Below are 21,995 nucleotides of genomic sequence, written 5' to 3' on the forward strand. Positions count from 1 at the left end.
CTTTCCTGCTCTGGTACAGAACAGGAAGCTGCTCCGACCTTTTAATGCATCAGTAATTCAAACAGCTCACTGCAATTTTTTGCGGTTGGCAGTGAGTTAATTGCTGTGCAGATCGCGTCCCGGCGTGACTGATTAAGATTAACCCCGGCCAGTAAATCAAATTTAGCGCGGAACTCTTCTAGCGTCATGGCCGTTGCCGGATCACCTTTCGCCTGAGTCACAGGGCTGACAATACGGCTGCCATCCTGCAGTTCAATACTGACCCGGCTGAGGATCTCTTCCGGGAAGCGCGCTGAAAGATCATCAGCTTCAACAATTTCGATAAGCTTACTGACCTTTAAGATCTGTGCATCTCTGATTGCGTCACCTGTGACCTCATTCGGACCAACTTGACCGCGGGTGATGAGTGCCGCCAGCGGAAAGGCAAGGCCATACTGAGCTTCATCAGCATTGGCTGGAAAATGTCCCTGTAAACGCATGGATTCGTGAAAGGTTTCTACCTGTATTGCGGTAACTGTTGCGCTGCTGATGTGTGGATGCTCGGCTAACATGGCGGTAACAGCCGTCAGTGCCGGTTGAGCCCAGCGGCATACGGGCCAGGGTTTGAAATACTGTGCGTCGATTTCCCAGCGCTGGCCCAGGTCGTTCCAGCAATGGCGAATTTTATCGTTTTCGACAGTTTCGGCGGGTGCTCCGGTAATACCTGCGTCTGCCATGAATAATGCATTTACGCCGGCATAGGCGCCGGCGCCATGGGCATCACGCAGCATGGAGGGGAAGTCGACTAAACGCATCATTGGACAGCGTGGTCCGAAGTATTCAGCAATTCCCAGTGCATGCATGAACTGCTCTTCGCTCATTTTCAGTAAACGGGCCCCGCCACAAACGACGCCTAATCCTGAGAAAGCGCCTGATGCGTGATATTCAGCAGCGGTATCCATTAACGCAACACCGGCACGTAATCCTGTTTCATAGGCAACGGTCACTGCCGCCAGGAATTCTGCACCGGAGATGTCTTTTCCCTGTGCATGGCAGGCATCGGCGATTGCCAGCAGGGCAGGTACTACTGTTGCGCCAGCATGACCTTTGGAGGTGAAATGTCCTTCGTGAGCATCAAGGCTGTCGGCAGTGAAACCACCGGCCCAGGCTGCGCCCATTGGATGAACACTGCGGCCATCAAATAACAGTCGGCTATTCAGGCGGGTCGCCGGGTAATGATCAGCAGCATAATTACGGATGTTTACGCTGGTTGTATTGGCGGTCGCGCCGGCAACAACACCGATGATATCCATCAAAGAAGTGGTTACCAGTTGCTGTGTATGGGCAGGAACGTCACTGAATGTCAGGCCATTGATGAAACTGTAGAGGGACATTGCTTTTACCTTTGAGAAAAAAATAAAGGCACCCGCAGGTGCCTTTGGTATTAAAGACAGGTGCTTAGTTAACAGCAGCGCGTGCTTCAGTTAACCAGCTGTCGTATGTTCCACGGTTAGCAGAAATCCACTCCTGCGCATGACGCTTGATGTCTGCGATAGACTTCTCACCGTCCTGCATTTTCAGGTTCTGTGCGCTTTCGTCGCTGGCACTGATCTGTACCAGAGACAGCAGCTTAGTGGCTACCGGGTTTTCTTCAGCAAAGTCTTTGTTCACAACGGACATTACGCGGTCAACAGCGAAGCCCAGGTTTTTGCCATTGAAGCTGGTGTTGACGTCATTGTTGCCGTCAGGCAAGTCTGTGTGAGGTACTTCTAACCAGACAACATCTTTGTTCTCAACCAATACACCGGAGATCCACTGTGGTACCCAGGTGTAGTACAGAACAGGCTTGCCTTCGTTGTAACGGGTAATAGTGTCTGCCATCAGCGCGAAGTAAGAACCGCGGTTATGGTTAACAGTATCGCCTAAACCGTAAGCTTCGATGTGATGGTCGATAACCAGCTCACAACCCCAGCCAGGATTACAGCCGGTCAGATCTGCTTTACCGTCGTTATCAGCATCAAACAGTTTTGCTATTTCCGGCTTCTTCAGGTCGGCCAGTGACTTGATGTTATGGGCATCAGCGGTTTTCTTGTCGATAAGGTAACCCTGTAATACACCCGGGATAACATCACCGGCTTTAACCATAGTGTCGTCGCCGCCAGCTTTTTTGTAGAAAGTATCGTGCAGTACATCCCACAGGTGAACGGTAAAATCTGCGTCCCCGTAAGAAAGTGCCAGCATCATGGTGGCGTATTCAGTTTCTTTTGGTTCTTCAACTTCGTAACCCAGTTCTTGCAGGCCTGCGATAGCGATTTCACCACGGAAACGTTCTTCAGCAATACTTGGGAAGATAGGTGTCACTTCAACGCCTTCGCCCGGCTTATCAGCTGCAAATACAGAGCTGGCAGAGGTTGCCAGAGTGGCAGCAGCAGTTAACTGAATGATACTTTTAGACAGTTCTTTTAAGCGTGATTTGATCATCGCTGGGTCCTCATTTAAATGAATAGTTTTATTGTTGTTTTTAAATTGTTGTTTTTTTTAACAGTTGCTTTAACTGGTTTTTAAGGTCGAGCTACTTCAATTGTGTTGCGTGTATTTATTTTGCGGTCATGCTGCGATAGCTACGCACCAGGAATCCTGCCGGTCCGGTTTCGTACCAGTGCATTCCATGGTTGGCTGCAGAGCGGTCGCCCATTGCCTGAGTTAAGCGGTCAAGGAATATTGCCAGCAGTACCAGACCGACACCGCCAACAGTGGCCAGGCCCATATCCAGGCGACCGATACCGCGCAGTACCATCTGACCCAGTCCACCGACGGCAATCATTGAAGCAATAACTACCATGGATAGAGATAGCATCAGCGTTTGGTTGATGCCGGCCATAATGGTAGGCATTGAAAGTGGTAACTGAACTTTGAATAACATTTGCCGTGGCGTGCAGCCGAATGCGCGTGCCGCTTCAATTTTGTCAGCCGGTACCTGACGGATACCTAAGTTGGTCAGGCGTACAAGCGGTGGCAGTGCGAACACGATTGTCACCAGTACACCTGGTACGTTGCCAATGCCGAATAACATCACAACAGGCACCAGATAGACGAAAGCGGGCAGGGTTTGCATGGCATCCAGTCCCGGACGGACGATTTTTTCAAGTCGGTCGCTGCGTGCTGAAGCAATGCCTAACGGAATGCCGAATACAATGCAGAAGAACAGTGATGTCAGTACCAGTGACAGGGTTGTCATGGATTCAGACCAAACACCGATCAAACCTAAGAAGGTCAGTGTGATGGCGCAGAAAACGCCCATTTTTTTACCGGCCAGCTGCCAGCCCAGTAAAGACGACAGAATAATGCCGATTAATGGTGGAATGGACTGCAGTACGTATTCAGAGAAATCCAGTACCTGATCGATTGGCCAGCGGATTGCCCGGAAGAACCCCCGGAAGTTTTGTACTAAGTAGTTCAGCAGGCTCTCGACCCACTCACCGAGGGGGATGCTCAGGAACTGAAACGGATCTAATAAACTAAATTCAGACATGATGTAACGGTCTCTTTTATTGTTGTATTCGGCTTAGCCCAAACGTCACGCTGCCCTAGGAATGGCTCAGGGTCTGCAGCATATGATCTTTGCTGATGACGCCACAGAAATTGCCAGTCCGGTCAACTACAGGTACCGGGTAATCGCTGTTGGCGACCTGCTTGAGAACATCTTTGAGCAAGTCATCGCTATATACCTGAGTGTGGCTATCCAGTTGTGACGCCTGCAGTGAATCTAGCGTAGCGGTTGAACCGTCGTTAGCAGTCAGGGGAACAACGCCTTGTAACTGGTTACTGTCGTCGAGGAGGTAGCCAAAGCTATGGCTGCTGCTATCGAAAGGCTGCACACTGCCGTTCACACGTATAGTGCAGCCGGTATCTGCGCAGGCAATGTCGCCGGCTTTAAGGATCTTGGTAACATCTACGCCCTGAAAGAAGGTTTCTACGTAGTCATCTGCCGGGTTGCGCATGATTTCCTGCGGTGTACCTATCTGTACTACGCGACCGCCTTCCATAATGGCGATACGATCGCCGATACGAATGGCTTCATCGAGGTCATGGGAAATAAAGATGACGGTACGTTCCTGTTCTTTCTGCAGGCGAATTAACTCACCCTGCATTTCGTAACGGATTAGCGGATCGAGTGCAGAGAAAGCCTCGTCCATTAGCAGGATAGTAGGGTCGTTTGCCAGTGCGCGGGCCAGACCTACACGCTGCTGCATACCACCGGATAACTGGTGCGGATAGCTGGCACCGTGCTCGCCAAGGCCTACCTGATCCAGGGCTTCCTGGGCACGTCGGTTGCGTTCATCTGATTCAACGCCTGAAATTTCCAGGCCGAAAGCTGCGTTTTCCAGTACAGACATGTGTGGCATCAGAGCGAATGACTGAAAAACCATACTCATTTCTTGACGGCGTACGTCTAACAGATCTTCATCACCCAGGTTAGTGATGTCTTTACCGTTTAGCTCAATGCTGCCAGCTGTCGGTTCTATCAGGCGGTTAAGCAGACGTACCATGGTGGATTTGCCGGAGCCTGACAGCCCCATAATGACGAAAATCTCACCCTTTTTAACGGAGAAACTTGCATCGAAGACACCGACTGTCTGGCCGGTTTTTTCAAAGATCTGATCCTTGTCTGCGCCATCGCGCAACATCTGCATCGCTTTTTCCGGCTGCTCACCGAATACTTTGTATACGTTGCGAATCGACAGGATATCTGTGTTGTCTGTCATGCTGTCCTCGTTTTTATTATTGGATTACATATTCCCCGGCAGAATATTTTCTGCTGGCTGCGCCTTGCTATCACCCGGATAAAATATTCAAACCGGATGCGATGAGACGCAGAAAAACTCTGTTATCTAAATTAGAGATTTTGCAAAAAACCGTCCAACGACATTATTTGCCTAAAAACCATAACTTCCGGTTATTGTTCGTGGCTTAATGATCGAAAAACGTCACTTAAGTAATGAAAGTGTCTGGTAGTGAACAGGTAGGCTCCACGATCATTGATAATGATTGAGATAAATAACTGTGCCGGACAGTGAAATTCGGTGCTGTTTTCTGAACTCAGATACGTGAAGAGAAAAGGATAAGCAGGGCAAGGGACAGGCAAAGACGATGTAGAGGAAGTGATGAAACAGATCAGCGATCAAAGATTAAGAACGCTATAAAAACGGCAAGAATGGCCAGCTGAGTCACTGGCCATACTGAAGATGCTGTGGGCTGAGTACAGAATTACTTACGTGCCAGTGTGATTGCTGCAGCGAGTACCAGCACACCACCAAGTAAGGTACTGGGATGCAGAGGTTCGCCTATCATCAGAACTGCAATACTGATCGCGACTATTGGTTCCAGAGTCGAAATTGTTGCAGCATTCGCGGCACCGGTTTTGGGGGAACCGCTGATAAAGCAAATAGCCGGTAAAATAGTGGCAAAAGCAGCCAGCCCAAAGATTGCCAGCCAGCTGGATGCGCTGACTGTCTGGCTGAGAACTATGCTACCACTGCCGGCCGGATTGCTAAGTATTTCGATGACAACTGCCAAACTGAAAACGATAGCGCCGCCCAGCATAACGACACAGCTGTCAGCAAGTGGTTGCCTGCTCACTGCATTATGGCTGCCATAGATAATAGACGCGCCGTAGCTAAGTGCTGCGAATAATGCCCAGCCAATGCCGCTAAGGTCACCCTGAAAATCCGAGCCTGCGGCTAAAACAACACCCCCCAGCCCCATTAGCATGCTTAACAGTCTGGATTTACGCAGTGGATTTTTTAGCACCAGCATTGAGTAGAGCGTGACAAAAGCAGGAAAAGAGAACAGCAATATGACAGCAGTGCTGACAGATGTACTTTGGCTTGCGGTGTAATAGCCCATTGCGGCACAGCCATACCCTATGCCAATAGTTAAATACTGACGTAAGTTTTTACCGGCTGGCAGAGGCGTTTTTCGCCAGATTAACCAGCTAAGTAACAGCAAAAAAGCAATACTGTAGCGGCTAAGTAGCAGGCCAAACGGGGTAAAACCATCGGCATAGGCCTGGAAAGCAAATAGCGGTTGCAGGCCATAGCTAATAGCAGCAAGGATCACCAGTAAATACCCCCGCAGATATTCACCGGATGGGATCAGTGTGACAGGAAAGCTTCTGTACATATGTGTTCCGTGATATGCCGGAATTCAATAACCGGTTATCAGAAAAGCTGAAAAAACCCTGCCGGTGCTGAACTTCAGTACCGGCAGGGAAGACGGACAAAACAATTGTGCGCTGTAGATACAACCCGAACAGTGATGTCTTTAGATGAATTAGCCCAGACGGGTTTTCATCGTATCGCAGTACCAGTCGACGAACTGACATACACCATTTTCTGCTATTTCTGAAAAAGGGCCTGGAGTGTAAGAAGGTGAGCCTGTACCGCGAAAGGTCTCCTCGACTAATTCACGGTCCTGATCATTGGTAGACAGCCAGACTTTTGTCAGCGTATCCAGATCATAGTCAACGCCTTCCTGAGCATTCTTATTCACCAGCCATTTTGTGGTAACCAGTGTTTCACCATGGCCAAGTGGAAGAATTCGGAAGCTTAATGAGTGATCGCCCAGAAAGTGATTCCAGGTTGACGGGTAGTTGAAATACAGCAGTGCGCCGATGTCTTCCAGATGCTTGCCATTCGCATCCGGAGTATCCAGCCGACCATTTACAGCAGGCTTACCGTTCATGGTGTAGCTGACAGCACCGGATGCTAACGGAATTCGGGTCATGCGGTACTGGCCATTCTTCGGATCCATAACCAGACGGCTTGGGAAACCAGCAGCTTCACAGCTATCCCAGTGGGCAGTCAGCTCTGGGTCATCGTTACCACCAACGCCTGCGACGGATAGATTTTCAACGAAGGAATTAAGCAGTTCCGGGTGGTTGGCATCACAGTGGTAGCATTCACGGTTGTTTTCAAAAACCAGTTTCCAGTTACCTTTTTCGATGATGTTGGATTCGAAAGCAACCTTACAGTCGTCCAGATTATGTGGGGCGATAAAAGGCGTGACGTCAGACCGGAATGCTTCGAAATCAGGTGCGGTTTCGGCGACACATATGTAGATAAAACTGTTCACTACTTCACAGTGAACCGGCAGCAGGCCGTGGTCAGCATTACTGAAATCAGGTCCCATATTGCCAGCGAACAGGAGTTTGCCGTCCAGACCAAAGGTCCATTTATGGTATGGGCACACCAGCTTGGCTGACTTACCTTTGGCGGCAGAACACAGCCTTGAACCACGATGGCGGCAGGCATTATGAAAAGCATTTATCTCACCTTTATCGCCCCGGACAATGACGATCGGATAGCTGCCTACTTGCAGTGTCAGGTAGTCACCAGCTTTAGGTATTTCAAAGTTGTGGCCGGCAAAAATCCACTGCTTGTGCCAGATCTGTTCAAGATCCTGCTGGTAGACATCAGCGTCATGATAAAGCTTACTGCTCAGTGCATGGCGGGGTTGCCGCTGCTGGATAAGCTCAAGGGTTTTGGCCTGACTGGACATGGGGTGACTCCTAAGAAGACGGGTAACGAAGCACTTTTATTCTTGTAAAAAAGCAGTTTTTAAACACCCTGATAAAAACATGGCTATTGTTTTTAAGACCATCTATCGTTTTTAATGCAGCAGGCATTGGCCAGACCGTAAGTTGTAATGCGAGCACCTGAACTCCCCCGGAACTGACATTTCATAAGGGATTAGGGCGAGGCAGAACGGTGCAGACTGTGCGCTGAAATCAGGGCGTGATGACGAGGGCCAGTGTATTTTTGGCCTGAAAATCGGTAAAGCGACTTTTTATTTAGAGAATTGAATACCTGACGTTATGGTTAAACACGTAGAACCGGATCAGATACTGGTCAAAATGCCTTCATTGCGGGCGGTTAAGTCATTTGTGGCGGCCGCTAAATATCAGAACTTTACCCGTGCTGCTGAAGCCTTGTGCGTGACGCAAGCTGCAATTAGCCGGCAAATTCGCGAACTCGAAGCTGCCTTAGGCGTAACTTTATTTAAGCGCTCCGGGCGTGCGGTGGAGCTGACCGAGGCCGGCAGTATTTTCTATGATGCCGCTTATCTTTCATTTGTGAATATCGCCCAGGCAGCCCAGCGAATTCAGAACACCGGTAAGCGTCGTCAGGCATTGACGATTTGCTGCACCCCGGCGTTTTCAACCTTCTGGTTGTCTTACCGGTTACCGGAATTTATCGCCCGGCATCCGGAAATCGACGTTAACATGGTGACCACCAATAATTTCCTGCAGATGGAGCCAGGTGTCCGGCCGGATATTTATATCAATAAGGCCAGTGATCCCCGGGAGGGATATCACTCAGTGCCGCTGTTTTATGATCTGATTTATCCGGTATGTTCACCAGAGTATCTGGCGGCCAATCCTGAAATTGTCACATTAGAAGGCTTGCAACAGGCAGTGTTACTAAACCTGAGTCCGTTTGGTCGTTCTCAGGTTGCTGAGCATGTGGACTGGGGTGTCTGGTTTGCATTTCATGATATGAAGCTGGACCAGAGTGATGACAGCCAGCTGAGAATCTTTAATGCCAACGACTTCAATATGTTGGCACAAATGGCCCTGAATCATCAGGGGGTATGTCTGGGCTGGAATCAACTGGTTGAGCATATGCTGGCAGAAGGGCGGCTGGTCAGAGTCAGTGACCATAAAGCGGTTTTCAAAGAGAAGCTGCATTATCTGACCTATACAGAAGATAAAAGCACGACCCCGGCATTTAAGGCCTTTATGGACTGGTTTATGGATTGTATTCGTCAGGAGCCAACCTATGTTGGCAAGCTTTCTGAGGATGATGAATAGCCGCTATTTCGGAGAGGCGAATGTCAGTAAGTAGTCAGTAATAGGCTGGATCGGTTATTAGGTGAGTTATTAAATTTTAAACGTCATTCTGTGAGAACAGTATGGCGTTTTTTTATGAAATAAAACCCTCAGAAGCATGGCTTAATCATTACCTGAGTGACGGTTTAGTCGCTTTAGCCTTGCTTTGATAACTTGAGGTTATGCTTTTTGCGACAAAAAGGTTGATTGTGGTAACAGGTAGCTCCTCGTTAAGATTTTTACTATGTCGCTATTAATGCTCAGGCATCGATAGCAGGAACAATAAGAATCTTAATGGGTAACACAACTATGCATTTTGAGGGGATTTATACGCCGGTCATCACCCCGTTCGGCGAAGATCACAGCATCGATTACGATGCCTTTGCCGCTCAGGTTCAGTATCTGGTCGATTCCGGCGTACAGGGCCTGATGGTCGGTGGTACTACTGGTGAATATTACGTCGAAAGCCATGAAGAACGGGTTAAGCTACTGGAGATCTCAAAACAGATCGCTGCTGATAAGGCCATCGTTATCTTTGGTACCGGTTCTATTAATCCAGATCACTCCATCAAACTGGCAGAAGACGGCGCTAAATATGGCGCTGACGTGATTCTGCTGGCAACGCCGCCATATTCGCTGCCAACCCAGCGGGAACTGGCGCTGCATGCCCTGACCATTGATCGTGCAGCAAACCTGCCAATCATGCTTTATAACTACCCGGACCGTATGGGCGTCAACATGGAAGAAGAGTTCTTCGACCGTGTCGGCCGTTCCGCTAATTTTCAGGCTATTAAAGAAAGCTCCGGTGACATTAACCGCCTGCACATGTTGGCGCGGGACTATCCGCACATTCAAACTGCTTGCGGCATGGATGATCAGGCCCTGGAATTCTTTGCCTGGGGTGCCAAGAGCTGGGTCTGCGCCGGTTCTAACTTCCTGCCGACAGAGCATTTGGCGCTGTATCAGGCCTGTGTGATCGAAAACGACTTTAACAAAGCCCGCCGGATTATGTCAGCAATGATGCCACTGATGCGGGTACTGGAGCAGGGTGGCAAGTTCATCCAGAGCGTGAAGTACGGCGTGACGATGGATGGTCGCTATTCCGGTGAGATGCGCCGTCCTCTGCGCGGTCTGAACAAAGACGACAAGCGTGCCATGAGCCAGGTTGTGAAGACCCTGAAAACTACCATTGCCAGCATTCTGGCTGAAGATTCTGCGGAGCAATAAGCCATGACTGATCTGTTAACTCTTGAAGAATATCAGGCCGTTGCTGCCGATCTGAACCCTGCTTGCATGAGCTTTGTAGACGGTGGATTCCGTCCGTCTGTATCCGGGAATACTTTTGAATCGACCAACCCTGCTACCGGCGAATTGCTGGGCAATGTGGCTGCCTGTAATGCAGAAGATGTCGACTTTGCGGTACAAAAAGCCCGTGAAGCTTTTGAAGATGGCCGCTGGAGCAAACTGCACCCTGGTGAGCGTAAAGAAGTACTGATCCGCCTGTGTAAGCTGGTGAAACGTAATTCACGCGAACTGGCTGTACTGGAAAGTCTGGACTCAGGTAAGCCAATTGCCGATTGCGAAAGCATCGATATTCCTGAATTCATTCATACCCTGACCTGGCATGCGGAACTGATCGATAAAATTTATGACCAGACCGCGCCTGTCGGCAACGATGCTATTGCCATGGTTGTACGTGAACCGATAGGAGTGGTGGGTGCGGTATTGCCGTGGAACTTCCCGCTGCTGATGCTGGCCTGGAAAATTGCACCGGCACTGGCGGCAGGTTGCTCTATGGTTGTAAAGCCTGCAGAACAAACCTCGCTGACAGCTTTACGCATTGCTGAGCTGGCCATGGAAGCGGGTATGCCAAAAGGTGTACTGAACGTAATTACCGGTGGCGGTGCTGAAGTGGGTGAGCCACTGGGCATGCATATGGATGTCGACATGGTGACCTTCACCGGTTCGACCGTGACGGGTCGTCGTTTCCTGCGTTATGCCGCAGATTCGAATCTTAAGAAAGTTGTACTGGAGCTGGGTGGCAAGAATCCATGCATCGTTCTGAATGACGCTGAGAATCTGGATAAAGTCGCTGAACAGGTCGTTGCAGCTGCATTCTGGAACATGGGAGAGAACTGCTCTGCCGGTTCCCGTCTGATCGTAGAAGCGGGCGTTAAAGATGCTTTGCTGGAACGGATTAAAGCCCACGCCCGTGACTGGAATACCGGTAATCCACTGGACCCGCAGAATCAGTTAGGTGCAATGATCGATGCAGGCCATTTCGCCAAAGTCGATGGTTATCTTAAGCAGGGTAAAGCTGATGGCCATGATGTGGTTTTGGGCGGTGAAACCGACAATGGCACTTTCATTCAGCCAACTATTTTTGACGGTGTCAGCAACAGCGATACGCTGGCGCAGGAAGAAATTTTTGGTCCGGTACTGTCGGTGATTACGGTAAACAGCTATGACGAAGCGATCACTGTGGCGAATGATACGGAATATGGTTTGGCGGCGTCTGTATTTACTGCAAATGCCAAGAAAGCCATCCGTGCTGCGCAGGCAATCCGTGCCGGGACTGTAACCGTAAACTGCTTTGGTGAAGGTGATATCACTACGCCGTTTGGTGGGTATAAACAGTCTGGCTTTGGTGGCCGGGATAACTCTATCCATGCCCATGACCAGTACACTGAACTGAAAACTATCTGGATCGACCTGAGTGACGATGCAGTCGATGGCAGCGTAGATTAATACGCAGCTGTCGCATTGATGGAATTTGCCGCGTTAGCGGCAGGTTCCTGAGTTGTCTGTGATGTTTAGATGTAAGCGTTAACAGGCAGGCAGCATCGTTAGGAGCGATGATATGAGCAGAACAATCAAGGTAAGTCAGGTACCGAAAGAAACCGGTCCGGCAGCCTGGAACGAGATTCTTGACGATTCGCACAGTTTTCCGCAGGCCAGTGGCAATATTGAAACTGACTGGCTGGTTATCGGCGGAGGTTTTGCTGGCATTGCCGCTGCGCGACGTTTAAGTCAGCTGACAGGCGATGACATCGTTTTACTGGAGGCCTGTAATATGGCTGAAGGTCCGGCAGGGCGTAACAGCGGGTTTATGATCGACTTGCCTCATGACCTGAATTCAGAAACTTATGCCGGCGGTACTGAGGCGGATCTTAAACAGATTATGCTGAACCGGGCCGGTATTGAGTTTGCTGCAGAAATGGCCAGAGAGTTTGGCATGCCTGAGCAGGTATTCGATGCCTGTGGACGCGTAACTGGCGCGGCCAGCGAGCGGGGTATTACTCACATCGACAGTTATGTGAAGCATCTGGATGGTTTGGGTGAGTCTTATAAATTGCTGTCTGCGGATGATATGCAGCAGCGAACCGGTATCAGTTATTACCAGAAAGGTTTGTACACACCGGGTGCGGTAATGATTCAGCCGGCAGCGTTTATCCGTCAGGCTGCCCGGGGATTAAGTGACAAAGTACGTATTTTTGAACAGTCACCGGTAATTGAGATGAACCCCGGTGAGCCGCACCGTTTCCGCACACCTAAAGCACGTGTTCGCGCTAAGAAGGTGATTCTGGCGGTGAATGGTCATGTTCAGTCGTTTGGCTATTTTCCCCGCCAATTACTCCATGTGTTTACTTACGCATCGATGACCCGTGCGTTAATGCCGGAAGAGTTACAGAGGTTGGGTGGTGAAGCCGACTGGGGCGTTTTGCCAGCAGATCCTATGGGCACAACCGTACGCAAAACCTCCGATTATCTGGGCAGCGGTGACCGTCTGACCGTGAGAAATCGTTTTACGCTGAATCAGTCGATGGAAATCAGCCAGAAAGATATAGATGGCATCGTTAAGGTACACGATAAGGCCTTTACTTCGCGATTCCCTATGCTGGCCGATGTGCCATTGGAGCATCGCTGGGGTGGCCGTTTATGTCTGTCTCTCAATTCAGTACCTGCTTTTGGTGAGCTGGAGCCCGGTGTCTGGTCAGCGGCTTGTCAGAATGGCCTGGGAACTGTGAAAGGTACCTTGTCAGGCATGCTTGCGGCTGAAAAAGCGGTGTTGGGTGATACTGAACTGGTGAAAGAATTCAGCAACTATGCCGAGCCGAAAAAGTTGCCTGTCGAGCCGTTTTTAACGCTCGGGGCGAATGCAACTATGCGTTGGAAAGAATGGATGGCGGGTAAGGAACTTTAGTTACTATGTCTTTACTGGAAAGAGCCTTACTGGAAAGAGCTCTACTGGAAGGAAGCTTTGCTTGGAAAGCAGTTCTGACTGAAAAGAAGCTTTAACCTTTTTCCACCGAATAATAATCATAAGACCTGCAGGGTATCCCTGTAATTTTCATCAGATGAGCAGTTATTTCAACCCGGTATGTGCCGGGCTGAAGCGTTCCTGTTGCTGATCTGCGGAGAGAGTAATGAACGATTTTAATACCGCTGATTTTCTGAACCCGGTAGCCACCCAAACCTGGGGTAATGGCCGTCACTTAGTACGCTGTTCTAAAGTGATTCATGAAACCCACGATGTCTGTACCTTTACGTTCAGCATGGGCTTGCCGGTTTTGTTTTTCTTTAAACCGGGGCAGTTTGTAACCTTGGAGCTGGAAATTGATGGTGAACGGGTAATGCGTTCATACACTATATCCAGTTCACCTTCGATTCCGTATAGCTTCTCGATTACGGTTAAGCGCGTAACAGGCGGGGTGGTGTCGAACTGGTTACACGATAATCTCAGATCTGGCGATCAAATTGCCGTTCACGGTCCGGCAGGGCAGTTTAACTGTCTGGACTTTCCGACTGATAAAGCACTGTTACTGTCCGGTGGCGTTGGCATTACCCCGGTTATGTCGATGGCACGTTGGTGGTTTGATACTGATTCTGAAGTAGACATGGTATTTGCACACAGCGCCCGTAGCCCGGCGGATATCATTTATGCTCGCGAGCTGGAATATATGTCCACCCGAGTGAAAAATTTTAAGTTACATCTTATCTGTGAGCGTTCAGAAATAGGCCAGGCGTGGGCTGGTTATCGTGGTTATCTGAATGAAAACATGCTGAAACTGATCGCGCCTGATTTTCTCGAGCGGGAAGTGTTCTGCTGTGGTCCTGATCCATATATGAAAGCGGTGCGAAAGCTGTTGGAATCGCTTGGCTATGATATGGATCGTTACCATGAAGAGTCTTTCGGCGCGACACCTGTTGAGGATGCCAAAGATGCAGAGCAACATGCAGATGAAGCAGATCAGCAGGAAGTAACAGGGGACGTTTACCAGGTCAGCTTCACTGACTCCGGTAACAGTGTCAGTGTAGTTGCAGGTACCAACCTTAATGAAGCGGCCAGTGAAGCCGGCGTTAATATTCCTAAAGCATGTGGCATGGGAATTTGCGGTGCCTGCCGGATTAAAGTTATCAGCGGTGATTATGAAATGGCGCATAACGGCGGCATTAATGAAGAAGAAGAAGCCGAAGGTTATGTTCTGTCCTGCTGCACCAGCATTCAGGGTGATATGACGATCGATTACTGATCACTAGCGGGTTTTTATTGATAAGGCAGCTGTGTCCGGTGAGTTTTTACGTTACTTTAAGTTAATCTTAACTGACCGGAACCAGCCCGTTATGCAATCCCGTCGCCTCGATTTACCTTCGTTAACAGCTATTCGCGCTTTTGAGGTTGCAGCAAGGCAACAGAGCTTTAAAGCTGCTGCTGATGAGCTGTGTGTGACGCCAGCAGCGATTAGCCGACAGATTAAACAACTGGAAGAACAGTTAACGACCGCTTTGTTTGAGCGCGGCCACCGACAGGTAAAACTGACGACTGAAGGTGAGCGGTTATTCAGGGCGACCAATAATGCGTTCGATGAAATAACCACTGTTGCCAGGGAAATACGTGGCCAGGTAGCTGATAGTTATCTTAATTTGCATGCGACCAGTTCTTTTTCCCGCCTCTGGATGGTCCCACGGCTTAGCCGGCTGCGTCAGAATTATCCTAATTTGCATCTACATCTGATCAGCGTGGAATCCACGCCGAACGAAGCAGATAAGTTTGATGCAGCGGTGACTCTGGGTTTGAATGAACTGGCCGGTTATCAGTCAGAGTTTCTTTTTGCTGAAGAAATATTCCCGGTATGTACACCTGAATTTTTAGCCCAGTATCCTCAGGCAGTAACATTGGAAGGCTTGCAGCAGTTGCCTTTGCTGGATCTGGATCCGGCATTCTGGCAGGCCCGCTGGTGGTCGCCGGTGAACTGGAATTTCTGGTTGAGCCACTGTGGCGTTAAGCAGCCGGAGGTTAAAGCACAAATGTATTTTAGTCACTTGCCTATGCTGATGGATACGGTACTGGAAGGCATTGGTGTTGGCCTTGGCTGGCGCCATCTGACTGAAGATTTATTGCGCAGTGGGCGCCTGATCCGGCCAATTAAAGAAAGCTATTTAGCGCCTGAGCGTAAACATTATTTTGTTTGCAGAAAAGAGTTGGCTGATACCCCTGGTATGCGATTGTTGCGTGATTGGCTGTTAGAAGAAACGGCAGTGCTTAGGGAAGTGGAACTTCCTGATTGAGCTAATACTAGTTAAAGCAACACTGCCGACAACTCAGCTCAAAAAGGTAAGGGCAGTTTAGCGGTGCGGCCGCCGTCGACAGTGAAGGTCTGACCGGTAACAAATCCTGAAGCTTCGCTGGCAAGGAAGACCACCATAGCTCCAATATCATTTGGTTCACCGGTACGTCCGACTGGGTGCATTGCATGCAGGTCCTGCCTGGCCTGAGTAGGATTGTTCTGAGCATTGATGTAATCATTGCTCAGGTCTGAGTTGATCCAGCCAGGGGCGATAGCATTACAGCGAATGCCATCTGTGCCTAAATCTACTGCCAGTGCGCGGCTGAAGCCATGAACCCCCGCTTTAGAAGCACAGTAAGCAGCATGAAGCGGATTAGCACCAATGCCTTCTATCGAGCCAATATTGATAATGCTACCACCACCTTTGGCACGCATCTGACTAAGTAGTGCCTTACAGAGAAATACCGGGGCGCGCATGTTAACTGTCATCATCCGGTCCCAGTCTTCTTCTTGCATGTCATCCAATGCCATTTCAAACATGAAGCCGGCATTATTTACCAGAATGTCTGCACCGCCTAAGGCCTCTGCAGCTGCGGCTATTTCATAGGGAGCCTGCTGCTCAAGTAAATCAGCTTTAATAAAACTAATCTGAGGGTGCTTTGCCAGTTCGTTATTCAGTGGCTGGCGCTGGGCAATTAATACCCGGGCGCCAGCGTTGAGCAGCTGTTGAGTGATGCCACGACCAATACCCCGGCCGCCGCCGGTGACGATTGCTAATTTGTTATCCAGATTTATCATGCCTGTCCCCCTTAGCCTGAAACCGGTTTGGCGCCGGTGACTTCAATGGTTTCGCCAGCAATGTAACGGGCTTCATTAGATGCCAGAAAGGCGATTACATCTGCGATATCTTCAGGCTCAGCGATACGGCCAATAGGCACTGTTTTATTGAGTTCTTCGACAGCTTTATCAGGATCAAGACCACGACGTTCGAAACCGGAGCGGATCATTGGCGTATTAATTTCGTGAGGGCAGACGGCATTAACCCGAATGCCAAGTGGTGCACAGTCACGGCCAAGGTTTTTAGTCAGTGCTGCAACGGCACCTTTACTGGTGCAATAAGCGACATGAGCGGGGCCCGGATAAGTCCCCCATACAGAGGAGGTGTTCACAATGGCACCGCCATTTTGCTTCATGTGCGGTACAGCGGCGCGACACAGGAAAAACACAGCATTGAGGTTTACATCCATAGCGGTAAACCACATCTCATCTGTGGTTTCTTCGACGGTGCCCCGGGGAATAATGCCTGCGTTGTTAAGTAAGATATCCAGGCCACCAAAGGTAGCTACTGTATGTTCAACAACCGCGTCGCAATATTCGCGTTCACGCAAATTGCCGGAGAAATAGCGAATATCTTCACAATCACGGCCGGTTACCTCTGCAACGTTTGCTGCGACATCAGCACAGGCTGAATCATGCAGGTCTGCAATCATCACTTTCGCGCCTTCGCTGGCAAAGAGTTTTACTAAAGTTTGGCCTACGCCACCGGCACCGCCGGTAATCAGCACGGTTTTATTTTCAAATCGCATTTTGTACTCGCTCACAGAAAAGGTGTTATTTGTGTGCAGTGTGCGATGAGAAGGCGGGCAGCGACAAACTACTTATCAGGTGTTTTGAGGTTACCTGAAGTTAATTGAATTCTGGTAAATAGAAGTGAGGTTTAGTGTTTTCAGGCAAATATTCAGTTGTTGAAAAATCATTAACAACCTGGATGTGTGTGAGTTTAAATCAAGTTGGAGTTTCTTGTTTTGGTCTAGCTTTATAGTCTGGGGGTGTTCATTAATCGTAACGCTGAGGAGGCAAGTATGAGCATTTCAATGGAAGTCATGGATGAAATCAGGGCTAGGGATGAGGCGTTCACTGAGGCTTATCATAAAGGTGATGCTGCCGGTTTAGCGGCGCTTTATACGAAGGACGGTGAGTTCTTGCCGCCGAATACCGATATCGTAAAGGGGCGGTCTGCAATTGAAAAGCAGTTCCAGACGTTTATGGATATGGGGGTGAAAGAGATCAAGTTGGAAACCACTGAACTGGATGGCTTTGGAAACACTGCTTTTGAGATTGGCACATATATTTTGGAAGATGCTGAAAATATGATGCTTGATCAGGGAAAGTTCATGGTTATCTGGAAGAAAGAATCAGGCCAGTGGAAACTTCACCGGGATATGATTAATTCAAATATGCCTGCACCGCATTAGATGACAGGTATCTCTAGTCAGGCAAGGTGGAAGGAAGGGCTGCCCGGATTACCGGGCAGTCAACACGACAGGCTTAACAGTCGTTTCTATTTCTCGCTTTAATTTATTACTCTTTTTTGTCGATTCTTATTTATCGACAGCCGCAAACCCCTGATGCAGTGCGTTTACAATCTTATCGACTTCTTCAGTACCGATAGTCAGCGGTGGTGACAGAATGATCTTGGTGCCAACAGGACGAACAATTACGCCTTCCTGCAGTGCGACAGCTGCAACTTGATTTGCAAAGCCGCTCATTGGATCGATTGGCTCACGGGTTTTCTTATCGCTGACCAGATCAAGCGCAACCATCAGACCCTTACCGCGAATCTCACCGACAGAAGGGAAGTCCAACAGTTTAGCCTGTAGTTTCTCAAGCAGGTCCGCGCCCTGACGGCCTGCATTTTCTGGCAGATTTTCGTCTTCAACGATTTTCAGTGATGCCAGTGCAGAAGCACAGGCAACTGGGTGGCCAGAGTAAGTGTAGCCGTGCATTACCGCACCGCTAAAGTTGTCGCACTTTTCAATGCCGTCAGCAACACGCTGGTTGATGACTGTTGCACCCAGAGGGATGTAACCGGAGTTGATACCTTTCGCGAAACACTGGATATCTGCCGCAACGCCCCAGCCACGTACACCGAACATGCTGCCGGAACGGCCAAAGCCGGTGACAACTTCATCTGCAATCAAGAGTACGCCGTACTTGTCACAAACTTCACGGATCAGTGGCCAGTAATTAGCAGGAGGCACGATCACACCGCCGGCACCCTGAATTGGTTCAGCAATGAAAGCTGCAACGGTATCCGGACCCTGGAAAACGATCTCTGCTTCCAGTTGCTTAGCTGCCAGTTCACCCAACTCCTGAGGGTCTTCAGTGTTCCATGGGTTTCGATATAACCATGGTGTATCAATGTGGATACAGCCTGGAAGAACAGGTTCATAGTTAGTACGGAATACAGTGTTACCGTTGACAGATGCCCCGCCAAAATGAACGCCGTGGTAACCCTGTTTCAAGGATATAAACTTGTAACGCTGTGCCTGACCAACGGCTTTCCAATACTGGCGGGCGAGTTTAAGCGCCGTTTCAACTGCGTCAGAACCGCCTGAGCTGTACATTACCCGTGCCATGCCTTCAGGTTCCAGCATGCCGATAATTTTATCAGACAGCTCGCTTACCCGTGGGTGGCTGATTCCATCGAAAATCTGGAAGTATTCCAGTTCATCTAACTGCGCCGTAATTGCGTCTTTAACTTCTTTACGGTTGTGGCCTACGTTTACGTTCCACAGACCGCCTACGCCATCGACCAGCCACTGGCCTTCCTGATTCTGAACGTAGTTGCCGTCACCCTTGGTAATAACAATGCCGTTACGTGAGCGTGGATCACCCGGGTGTACCATCGGATTCCAAAATGTCTGTGCTGGGCTGTTTGTACTCATTATTTTCTCCAGTAAGAAGTAAGCATCGGGAGAAAGCCGACCAACAAAAGGGGAAGATCTGTGGTCTGTTCTGCACGTAAAAACGGCAACTTTCTGTTGGGTTAAGTATCCCCCGGCTGGTTTATATGTATATCAACCAGATGGTTGATGCCGCCTTGGTGGAGCATCTATTAACATCGATTTAATTACTTAAAAAAGTACTGCATATAAGTACTTATATGAGCACCTATATAGCTACGCAGATAAGCGCCTGAAACCATTCTGAGAAATGATAAAGATAACCATGACCACTGAAACCGCACGGCTGCTGGAAGACTTGCAGCAACGTAATTTGATTGCCCAGAAATCCGGAGATGATGAGGGGTTCACTGCATATTTTTCACAACCGGGCCGGGTGGTTTATTGTGGTTTTGATCCGACTGCTGACAGTTTGCACGTTGGCCATTTGGTGCCGCTGTTGATGCTGAAACGTTTTCAGCTAGCGGGCCATAAACCGTTAGCGTTGATTGGCGGTGCAACAGGCATGATTGGTGACCCTAGTTTTAAAGCATCAGAGCGGAGCTTAAACAGCGCTGATGTAGTAACTGAGTGGGTAACTAAATTAGGCCAGCAGATCACCGGCATTCTTGATGTTGAGAATCCCGCCAGTGCTGCGCAAATAGTTAATAATGGTGACTGGATGGCGGGAATGGATGTGCTGACATTCCTGCGTGATGTCGGCAAGTTCTTTTCAGTGAACAGCATGATAGGTAAGGAGTCTGTGAAGCAGCGGATCAACCGTCCGGAGCAAGGCATCTCGTTTACCGAATTTTCTTACAGCTTGTTGCAATCGTATGATTTCGCAGAGCTGAACCGGCGTTACGACTGTTCACTGCAAATCGGTGGTAATGATCAGTGGGGTAACATTACAGCCGGCATTGATCTGACCAGGCGGATGAACAGACAGCAAGTGTTTGGTATGACTTTGCCGCTGATTACTAAATCTGACGGGACTAAGTTCGGTAAAACAGAATCCGGTGCGGTGTGGCTGGACCCGGCCAAGACTTCGCCTTACAGCTTTTATCAGTTTTGGCTCAACAGTACTGATGCGGATGTTTATGATTACCTGCGCTACTACACATTCCTCAGTGTTGTCGAGATTGCTGAAATAGAAACTGGTGACCAGCAACGTAATGGCAAACCACAGGGGCAAAGAATTCTGGCAGAGCAACTTACGTTACTGATTCATGGTGAGTCAGGGTTAGAACAGGCGCAACGTATTTCCCAGGCTATGTTCAGTGGAGATCCGCGAGCGCTGACACTGGATGAGTTGCAGCAGTTGAGTTTAGACGGCGCACCGAAGTTACAACAGGCGGCGGATAGTGATTTACAGGATGTACTGGTAAAGGCCGGTTTAGCCGGGTCACGCAGAATAGCCCGAGAACTGATGACAGCAGGTGCTGTACTGGTAAATGGTTTGGTTGTTGAGGATACCGATATGCAGCTGAGTCAGGCGCAAGCGCTATATGGCTGCTATGTGCTAATACGTAAGGGTAAGAAGCATTTCTGCCTGATAGAAATTAACTGACAATATTAAGATTAGAACTGCCAGGCTGTTATAGCTGGCAGTTTTGGCTGTACACAAGATTTGCTACTTCCGCTTTGCTGTTCACTGCCATCTTGCTAAAAATGTGTTGCAAGTGAGTCTTAATAGTTGCCAGGCTGCAACACAGATTCTGCGCAATCGACTTATTCGGTAATCCCTGCGTCACTAGCTGAACGACTACACGTTCTTTCGCTGTCAGTTGGTATTCATCACAGAAGTCATCAAAACTGGTCTGCGTGGGTGTAGACAGATTTTGCTCCAGAGAATATTCGATAAAGCGGTGCAGGTGATTGATCTTTTTAAGATCATCACTGAGTATTTCTGGTTGATCTTTTGAGGTAAACAGAGCGGCACCTGCAATCAGTTTGCCGTCTACATGAAAGAATAATTCGACTATGTCCTGAATCCCCCAGGGGGTAACAAAATCACGGTAATAAGGGTGATTATTGCGCCGGTACGGCAGCACCAGATCATTCATCTTTACTACGTCGGCACGGCTTTCCTTGAAGTTCGCTGGATATAGCGGGTCTGATTTATAAAAATCTGACAGGTATTCCCGATGCATCAGTGGCTGCATCTTATGGTTTTTGTAGCACATAGGCTTAGCGCGATCATCTAACAGATAAGTGACCGCGTGATTAACATCTACGACACCGGTTAGCAGTGTCAGACATTCATCCTGAAACTTATATAAACCTGAAAGACGTTGTTGATTGATCTGGCCCATAGCAGTTACCTCAAAGCACAAGCTGTACGTATTACTATGGACTGAGAGTAGCTGAAATGAAATAAAAAGTTAACATGTTAATTATATTTTTCTTATGCTCAATCATAACATTATTTGTGTCAGTCGAGCCAAGCAAAGAGGTTGAATTGGAGAATAGGCCTGAGTTTAACAAAGCAGTGATCATGGTGAGTTACTGAGAATATGACGCTATGTCACTCTAATTTGTAGGGAAATATGCATTTTCATTAAGATGTTTTGCAGCGGCTCAGAACATTTTATCTGGCTGTTTGCACAATTATTAAAGCCTGACATATAAAAAAAATCGATCAATCTATCAGTTTTATCTATATTTAACTCCCTCTTTAGTCTTACGTGTTAAGGCTGGTTTTTGTAAATTTTTCTGTCTGACATTCTGCATGCAACTTTGGTCGCATTTAAATCTGAGTAATCCTTCATGTGCTACGCATCAGACGTGGTGCAGCTTTGATCAAAAAATACCCGATTCAGCAATTACTGA

At 48.7% G+C, this 21,995-nt stretch carries 18 protein-coding genes; 8 read left to right on the forward strand and 10 right to left on the reverse strand.

Features of this window, described 5'->3' with window-relative positions; genetic code table 11:
- Window positions 1-41: 41 nt before the first annotated feature.
- From OCU49_RS10315 to OCU49_RS10340, 6 genes are all read right to left on the reverse strand, one after another.
- Window positions 42-1,373 (reverse strand): MmgE/PrpD family protein, encoded by a 1,332-nt coding sequence (locus OCU49_RS10315; RefSeq protein ID WP_261844899.1) that lies wholly within the window; start codon window positions 1,371-1,373, stop codon window positions 42-44.
- A 64-nt stretch (window positions 1,374-1,437) separates the two neighbouring features.
- Window positions 1,438-2,460 carry a glycine betaine/L-proline ABC transporter substrate-binding protein ProX gene (gene proX / locus OCU49_RS10320; RefSeq protein WP_261844900.1) on the reverse strand — a complete coding sequence of 341 codons (1,023 nt, stop codon included), beginning with the start codon at window positions 2,458-2,460 and terminating at the stop codon, window positions 1,438-1,440.
- A 115-nt stretch (window positions 2,461-2,575) separates the two neighbouring features.
- The gene (gene proW / locus OCU49_RS10325) at window positions 2,576-3,511 is read right to left on the reverse strand and encodes a glycine betaine/L-proline ABC transporter permease ProW (RefSeq protein WP_261844901.1); all 936 of its coding nucleotides are present in this window, start codon (window positions 3,509-3,511) and stop codon (window positions 2,576-2,578) included.
- A gap of 55 nt (window positions 3,512-3,566) precedes the next feature.
- Complete coding sequence (gene proV / locus OCU49_RS10330) at window positions 3,567-4,745, reverse strand: glycine betaine/L-proline ABC transporter ATP-binding protein ProV (protein WP_261844902.1); 1,179 nt, start codon at window positions 4,743-4,745, stop codon at window positions 3,567-3,569.
- Window positions 4,746-5,247: 502 nt separating this feature from the next.
- Complete coding sequence (locus tag OCU49_RS10335) at window positions 5,248-6,162, reverse strand: DMT family transporter (RefSeq protein WP_261844903.1); 915 nt, start codon at window positions 6,160-6,162, stop codon at window positions 5,248-5,250.
- 150 nt (window positions 6,163-6,312) lie between these two features.
- The gene (locus tag OCU49_RS10340; protein ID WP_261844904.1) at window positions 6,313-7,539 is read right to left on the reverse strand and encodes an aromatic ring-hydroxylating oxygenase subunit alpha; all 1,227 of its coding nucleotides are present in this window, start codon (window positions 7,537-7,539) and stop codon (window positions 6,313-6,315) included.
- Window positions 7,540-7,855: 316 nt separating this feature from the next.
- Between OCU49_RS10340 and OCU49_RS10345 the strand changes: the two genes are divergently transcribed.
- From OCU49_RS10345 to OCU49_RS10370, 6 genes are all read left to right on the forward strand, one after another.
- Window positions 7,856-8,851: a LysR substrate-binding domain-containing protein gene (locus OCU49_RS10345; protein WP_261844905.1), complete on the forward strand. Its 996-nt coding sequence runs from the start codon at window positions 7,856-7,858 to the stop codon at window positions 8,849-8,851.
- Window positions 8,852-9,163: 312 nt separating this feature from the next.
- Window positions 9,164-10,096, forward strand: a complete 933-nt coding sequence (locus OCU49_RS10350) for a dihydrodipicolinate synthase family protein (RefSeq protein ID WP_261844906.1) — start codon at window positions 9,164-9,166, stop codon at window positions 10,094-10,096.
- Between the two features lie 3 nt (window positions 10,097-10,099).
- A complete protein-coding gene (locus OCU49_RS10355) occupies window positions 10,100-11,617 on the forward strand; it encodes an aldehyde dehydrogenase (protein ID WP_261844907.1) in 1,518 nt (505 codons plus the stop codon).
- A 112-nt stretch (window positions 11,618-11,729) separates the two neighbouring features.
- On the forward strand, window positions 11,730-13,073 hold the full coding sequence (locus OCU49_RS10360; protein WP_261844908.1) for an NAD(P)/FAD-dependent oxidoreductase: 1,344 nt from the start codon (window positions 11,730-11,732) through the stop codon (window positions 13,071-13,073).
- A 223-nt stretch (window positions 13,074-13,296) separates the two neighbouring features.
- Entirely contained in the window at window positions 13,297-14,403 is a 1,107-nt protein-coding gene (gene gbcB, locus OCU49_RS10365) for a glycine betaine monooxygenase reductase subunit (RefSeq protein ID WP_261844909.1), read from the forward strand.
- 91 nt (window positions 14,404-14,494) lie between these two features.
- Entirely contained in the window at window positions 14,495-15,439 is a 945-nt protein-coding gene (locus OCU49_RS10370; RefSeq protein WP_261844910.1) for a LysR substrate-binding domain-containing protein, read from the forward strand.
- A gap of 38 nt (window positions 15,440-15,477) precedes the next feature.
- On the opposite strand, the gene OCU49_RS10375 is transcribed toward OCU49_RS10370, so the two are convergent.
- Window positions 15,478-16,236 carry an SDR family NAD(P)-dependent oxidoreductase gene (locus OCU49_RS10375; RefSeq protein WP_261844911.1) on the reverse strand — a complete coding sequence of 253 codons (759 nt, stop codon included), beginning with the start codon at window positions 16,234-16,236 and terminating at the stop codon, window positions 15,478-15,480.
- Window positions 16,237-16,247: 11 nt separating this feature from the next.
- Window positions 16,248-17,024 (reverse strand): SDR family NAD(P)-dependent oxidoreductase, encoded by a 777-nt coding sequence (locus OCU49_RS10380; RefSeq protein WP_261844912.1) that lies wholly within the window; start codon window positions 17,022-17,024, stop codon window positions 16,248-16,250.
- Between the two features lie 276 nt (window positions 17,025-17,300).
- Between OCU49_RS10380 and OCU49_RS10385 the strand changes: the two genes are divergently transcribed.
- Complete coding sequence (locus OCU49_RS10385) at window positions 17,301-17,693, forward strand: YybH family protein (protein ID WP_261844913.1); 393 nt, start codon at window positions 17,301-17,303, stop codon at window positions 17,691-17,693.
- Window positions 17,694-17,819: 126 nt separating this feature from the next.
- On the opposite strand, the gene OCU49_RS10390 is transcribed toward OCU49_RS10385, so the two are convergent.
- The gene (locus tag OCU49_RS10390; RefSeq protein WP_261844914.1) at window positions 17,820-19,166 is read right to left on the reverse strand and encodes an aspartate aminotransferase family protein; all 1,347 of its coding nucleotides are present in this window, start codon (window positions 19,164-19,166) and stop codon (window positions 17,820-17,822) included.
- Window positions 19,167-19,449: 283 nt separating this feature from the next.
- Between OCU49_RS10390 and tyrS the strand changes: the two genes are divergently transcribed.
- Entirely contained in the window at window positions 19,450-20,733 is a 1,284-nt protein-coding gene (tyrS, locus tag OCU49_RS10395; protein WP_261844915.1) for a tyrosine--tRNA ligase, read from the forward strand.
- Between the two features lie 28 nt (window positions 20,734-20,761).
- On the opposite strand, the gene OCU49_RS10400 is transcribed toward tyrS, so the two are convergent.
- On the reverse strand, window positions 20,762-21,478 hold the full coding sequence (locus OCU49_RS10400) for a helix-turn-helix transcriptional regulator (RefSeq protein WP_261844916.1): 717 nt from the start codon (window positions 21,476-21,478) through the stop codon (window positions 20,762-20,764).
- Window positions 21,479-21,995 lie beyond the last annotated feature (517 nt).

Source organism: Aliamphritea ceti (genome assembly GCF_024347215.1).
Classification (GTDB): Bacteria; Pseudomonadota; Gammaproteobacteria; order Pseudomonadales; family Balneatricaceae; genus Amphritea; species Amphritea ceti.

What these genes read in the sequence shown, in the direction of transcription:
- tyrS (WP_261844915.1), top strand. Translation starts at nt 19,450, where the DNA reads ATGACCACTGAAACCGCACGGCTGCTGGAAGACTTGCAGCAACGTAAT.
- OCU49_RS10380 (WP_261844912.1), bottom strand. Translation starts at nt 17,024, where the DNA reads ATGCGATTTGAAAATAAAACCGTGCTGATTACCGGCGGTGCCGGTGGC.
- OCU49_RS10355 (WP_261844907.1), top strand. Translation starts at nt 10,100, where the DNA reads ATGACTGATCTGTTAACTCTTGAAGAATATCAGGCCGTTGCTGCCGAT.
- proX (WP_261844900.1), bottom strand. Translation starts at nt 2,460, where the DNA reads ATGATCAAATCACGCTTAAAAGAACTGTCTAAAAGTATCATTCAGTTA.
- OCU49_RS10315 (WP_261844899.1), bottom strand. Translation starts at nt 1,373, where the DNA reads ATGTCCCTCTACAGTTTCATCAATGGCCTGACATTCAGTGACGTTCCT.
- OCU49_RS10370 (WP_261844910.1), top strand. Translation starts at nt 14,495, where the DNA reads ATGCAATCCCGTCGCCTCGATTTACCTTCGTTAACAGCTATTCGCGCT.
- OCU49_RS10360 (WP_261844908.1), top strand. Translation starts at nt 11,730, where the DNA reads ATGAGCAGAACAATCAAGGTAAGTCAGGTACCGAAAGAAACCGGTCCG.
- gbcB (WP_261844909.1), top strand. Translation starts at nt 13,297, where the DNA reads ATGAACGATTTTAATACCGCTGATTTTCTGAACCCGGTAGCCACCCAA.
- OCU49_RS10335 (WP_261844903.1), bottom strand. Translation starts at nt 6,162, where the DNA reads ATGTACAGAAGCTTTCCTGTCACACTGATCCCATCCGGTGAATATCTG.
- OCU49_RS10385 (WP_261844913.1), top strand. Translation starts at nt 17,301, where the DNA reads ATGAGCATTTCAATGGAAGTCATGGATGAAATCAGGGCTAGGGATGAG.
- proW (WP_261844901.1), bottom strand. Translation starts at nt 3,511, where the DNA reads ATGTCTGAATTTAGTTTATTAGATCCGTTTCAGTTCCTGAGCATCCCC.
- OCU49_RS10350 (WP_261844906.1), top strand. Translation starts at nt 9,164, where the DNA reads ATGGGTAACACAACTATGCATTTTGAGGGGATTTATACGCCGGTCATC.
- OCU49_RS10400 (WP_261844916.1), bottom strand. Translation starts at nt 21,478, where the DNA reads ATGGGCCAGATCAATCAACAACGTCTTTCAGGTTTATATAAGTTTCAG.
- OCU49_RS10340 (WP_261844904.1), bottom strand. Translation starts at nt 7,539, where the DNA reads ATGTCCAGTCAGGCCAAAACCCTTGAGCTTATCCAGCAGCGGCAACCC.
- OCU49_RS10390 (WP_261844914.1), bottom strand. Translation starts at nt 19,166, where the DNA reads ATGAGTACAAACAGCCCAGCACAGACATTTTGGAATCCGATGGTACAC.
- OCU49_RS10375 (WP_261844911.1), bottom strand. Translation starts at nt 16,236, where the DNA reads ATGATAAATCTGGATAACAAATTAGCAATCGTCACCGGCGGCGGCCGG.
- OCU49_RS10345 (WP_261844905.1), top strand. Translation starts at nt 7,856, where the DNA reads ATGGTTAAACACGTAGAACCGGATCAGATACTGGTCAAAATGCCTTCA.
- proV (WP_261844902.1), bottom strand. Translation starts at nt 4,745, where the DNA reads ATGACAGACAACACAGATATCCTGTCGATTCGCAACGTATACAAAGTA.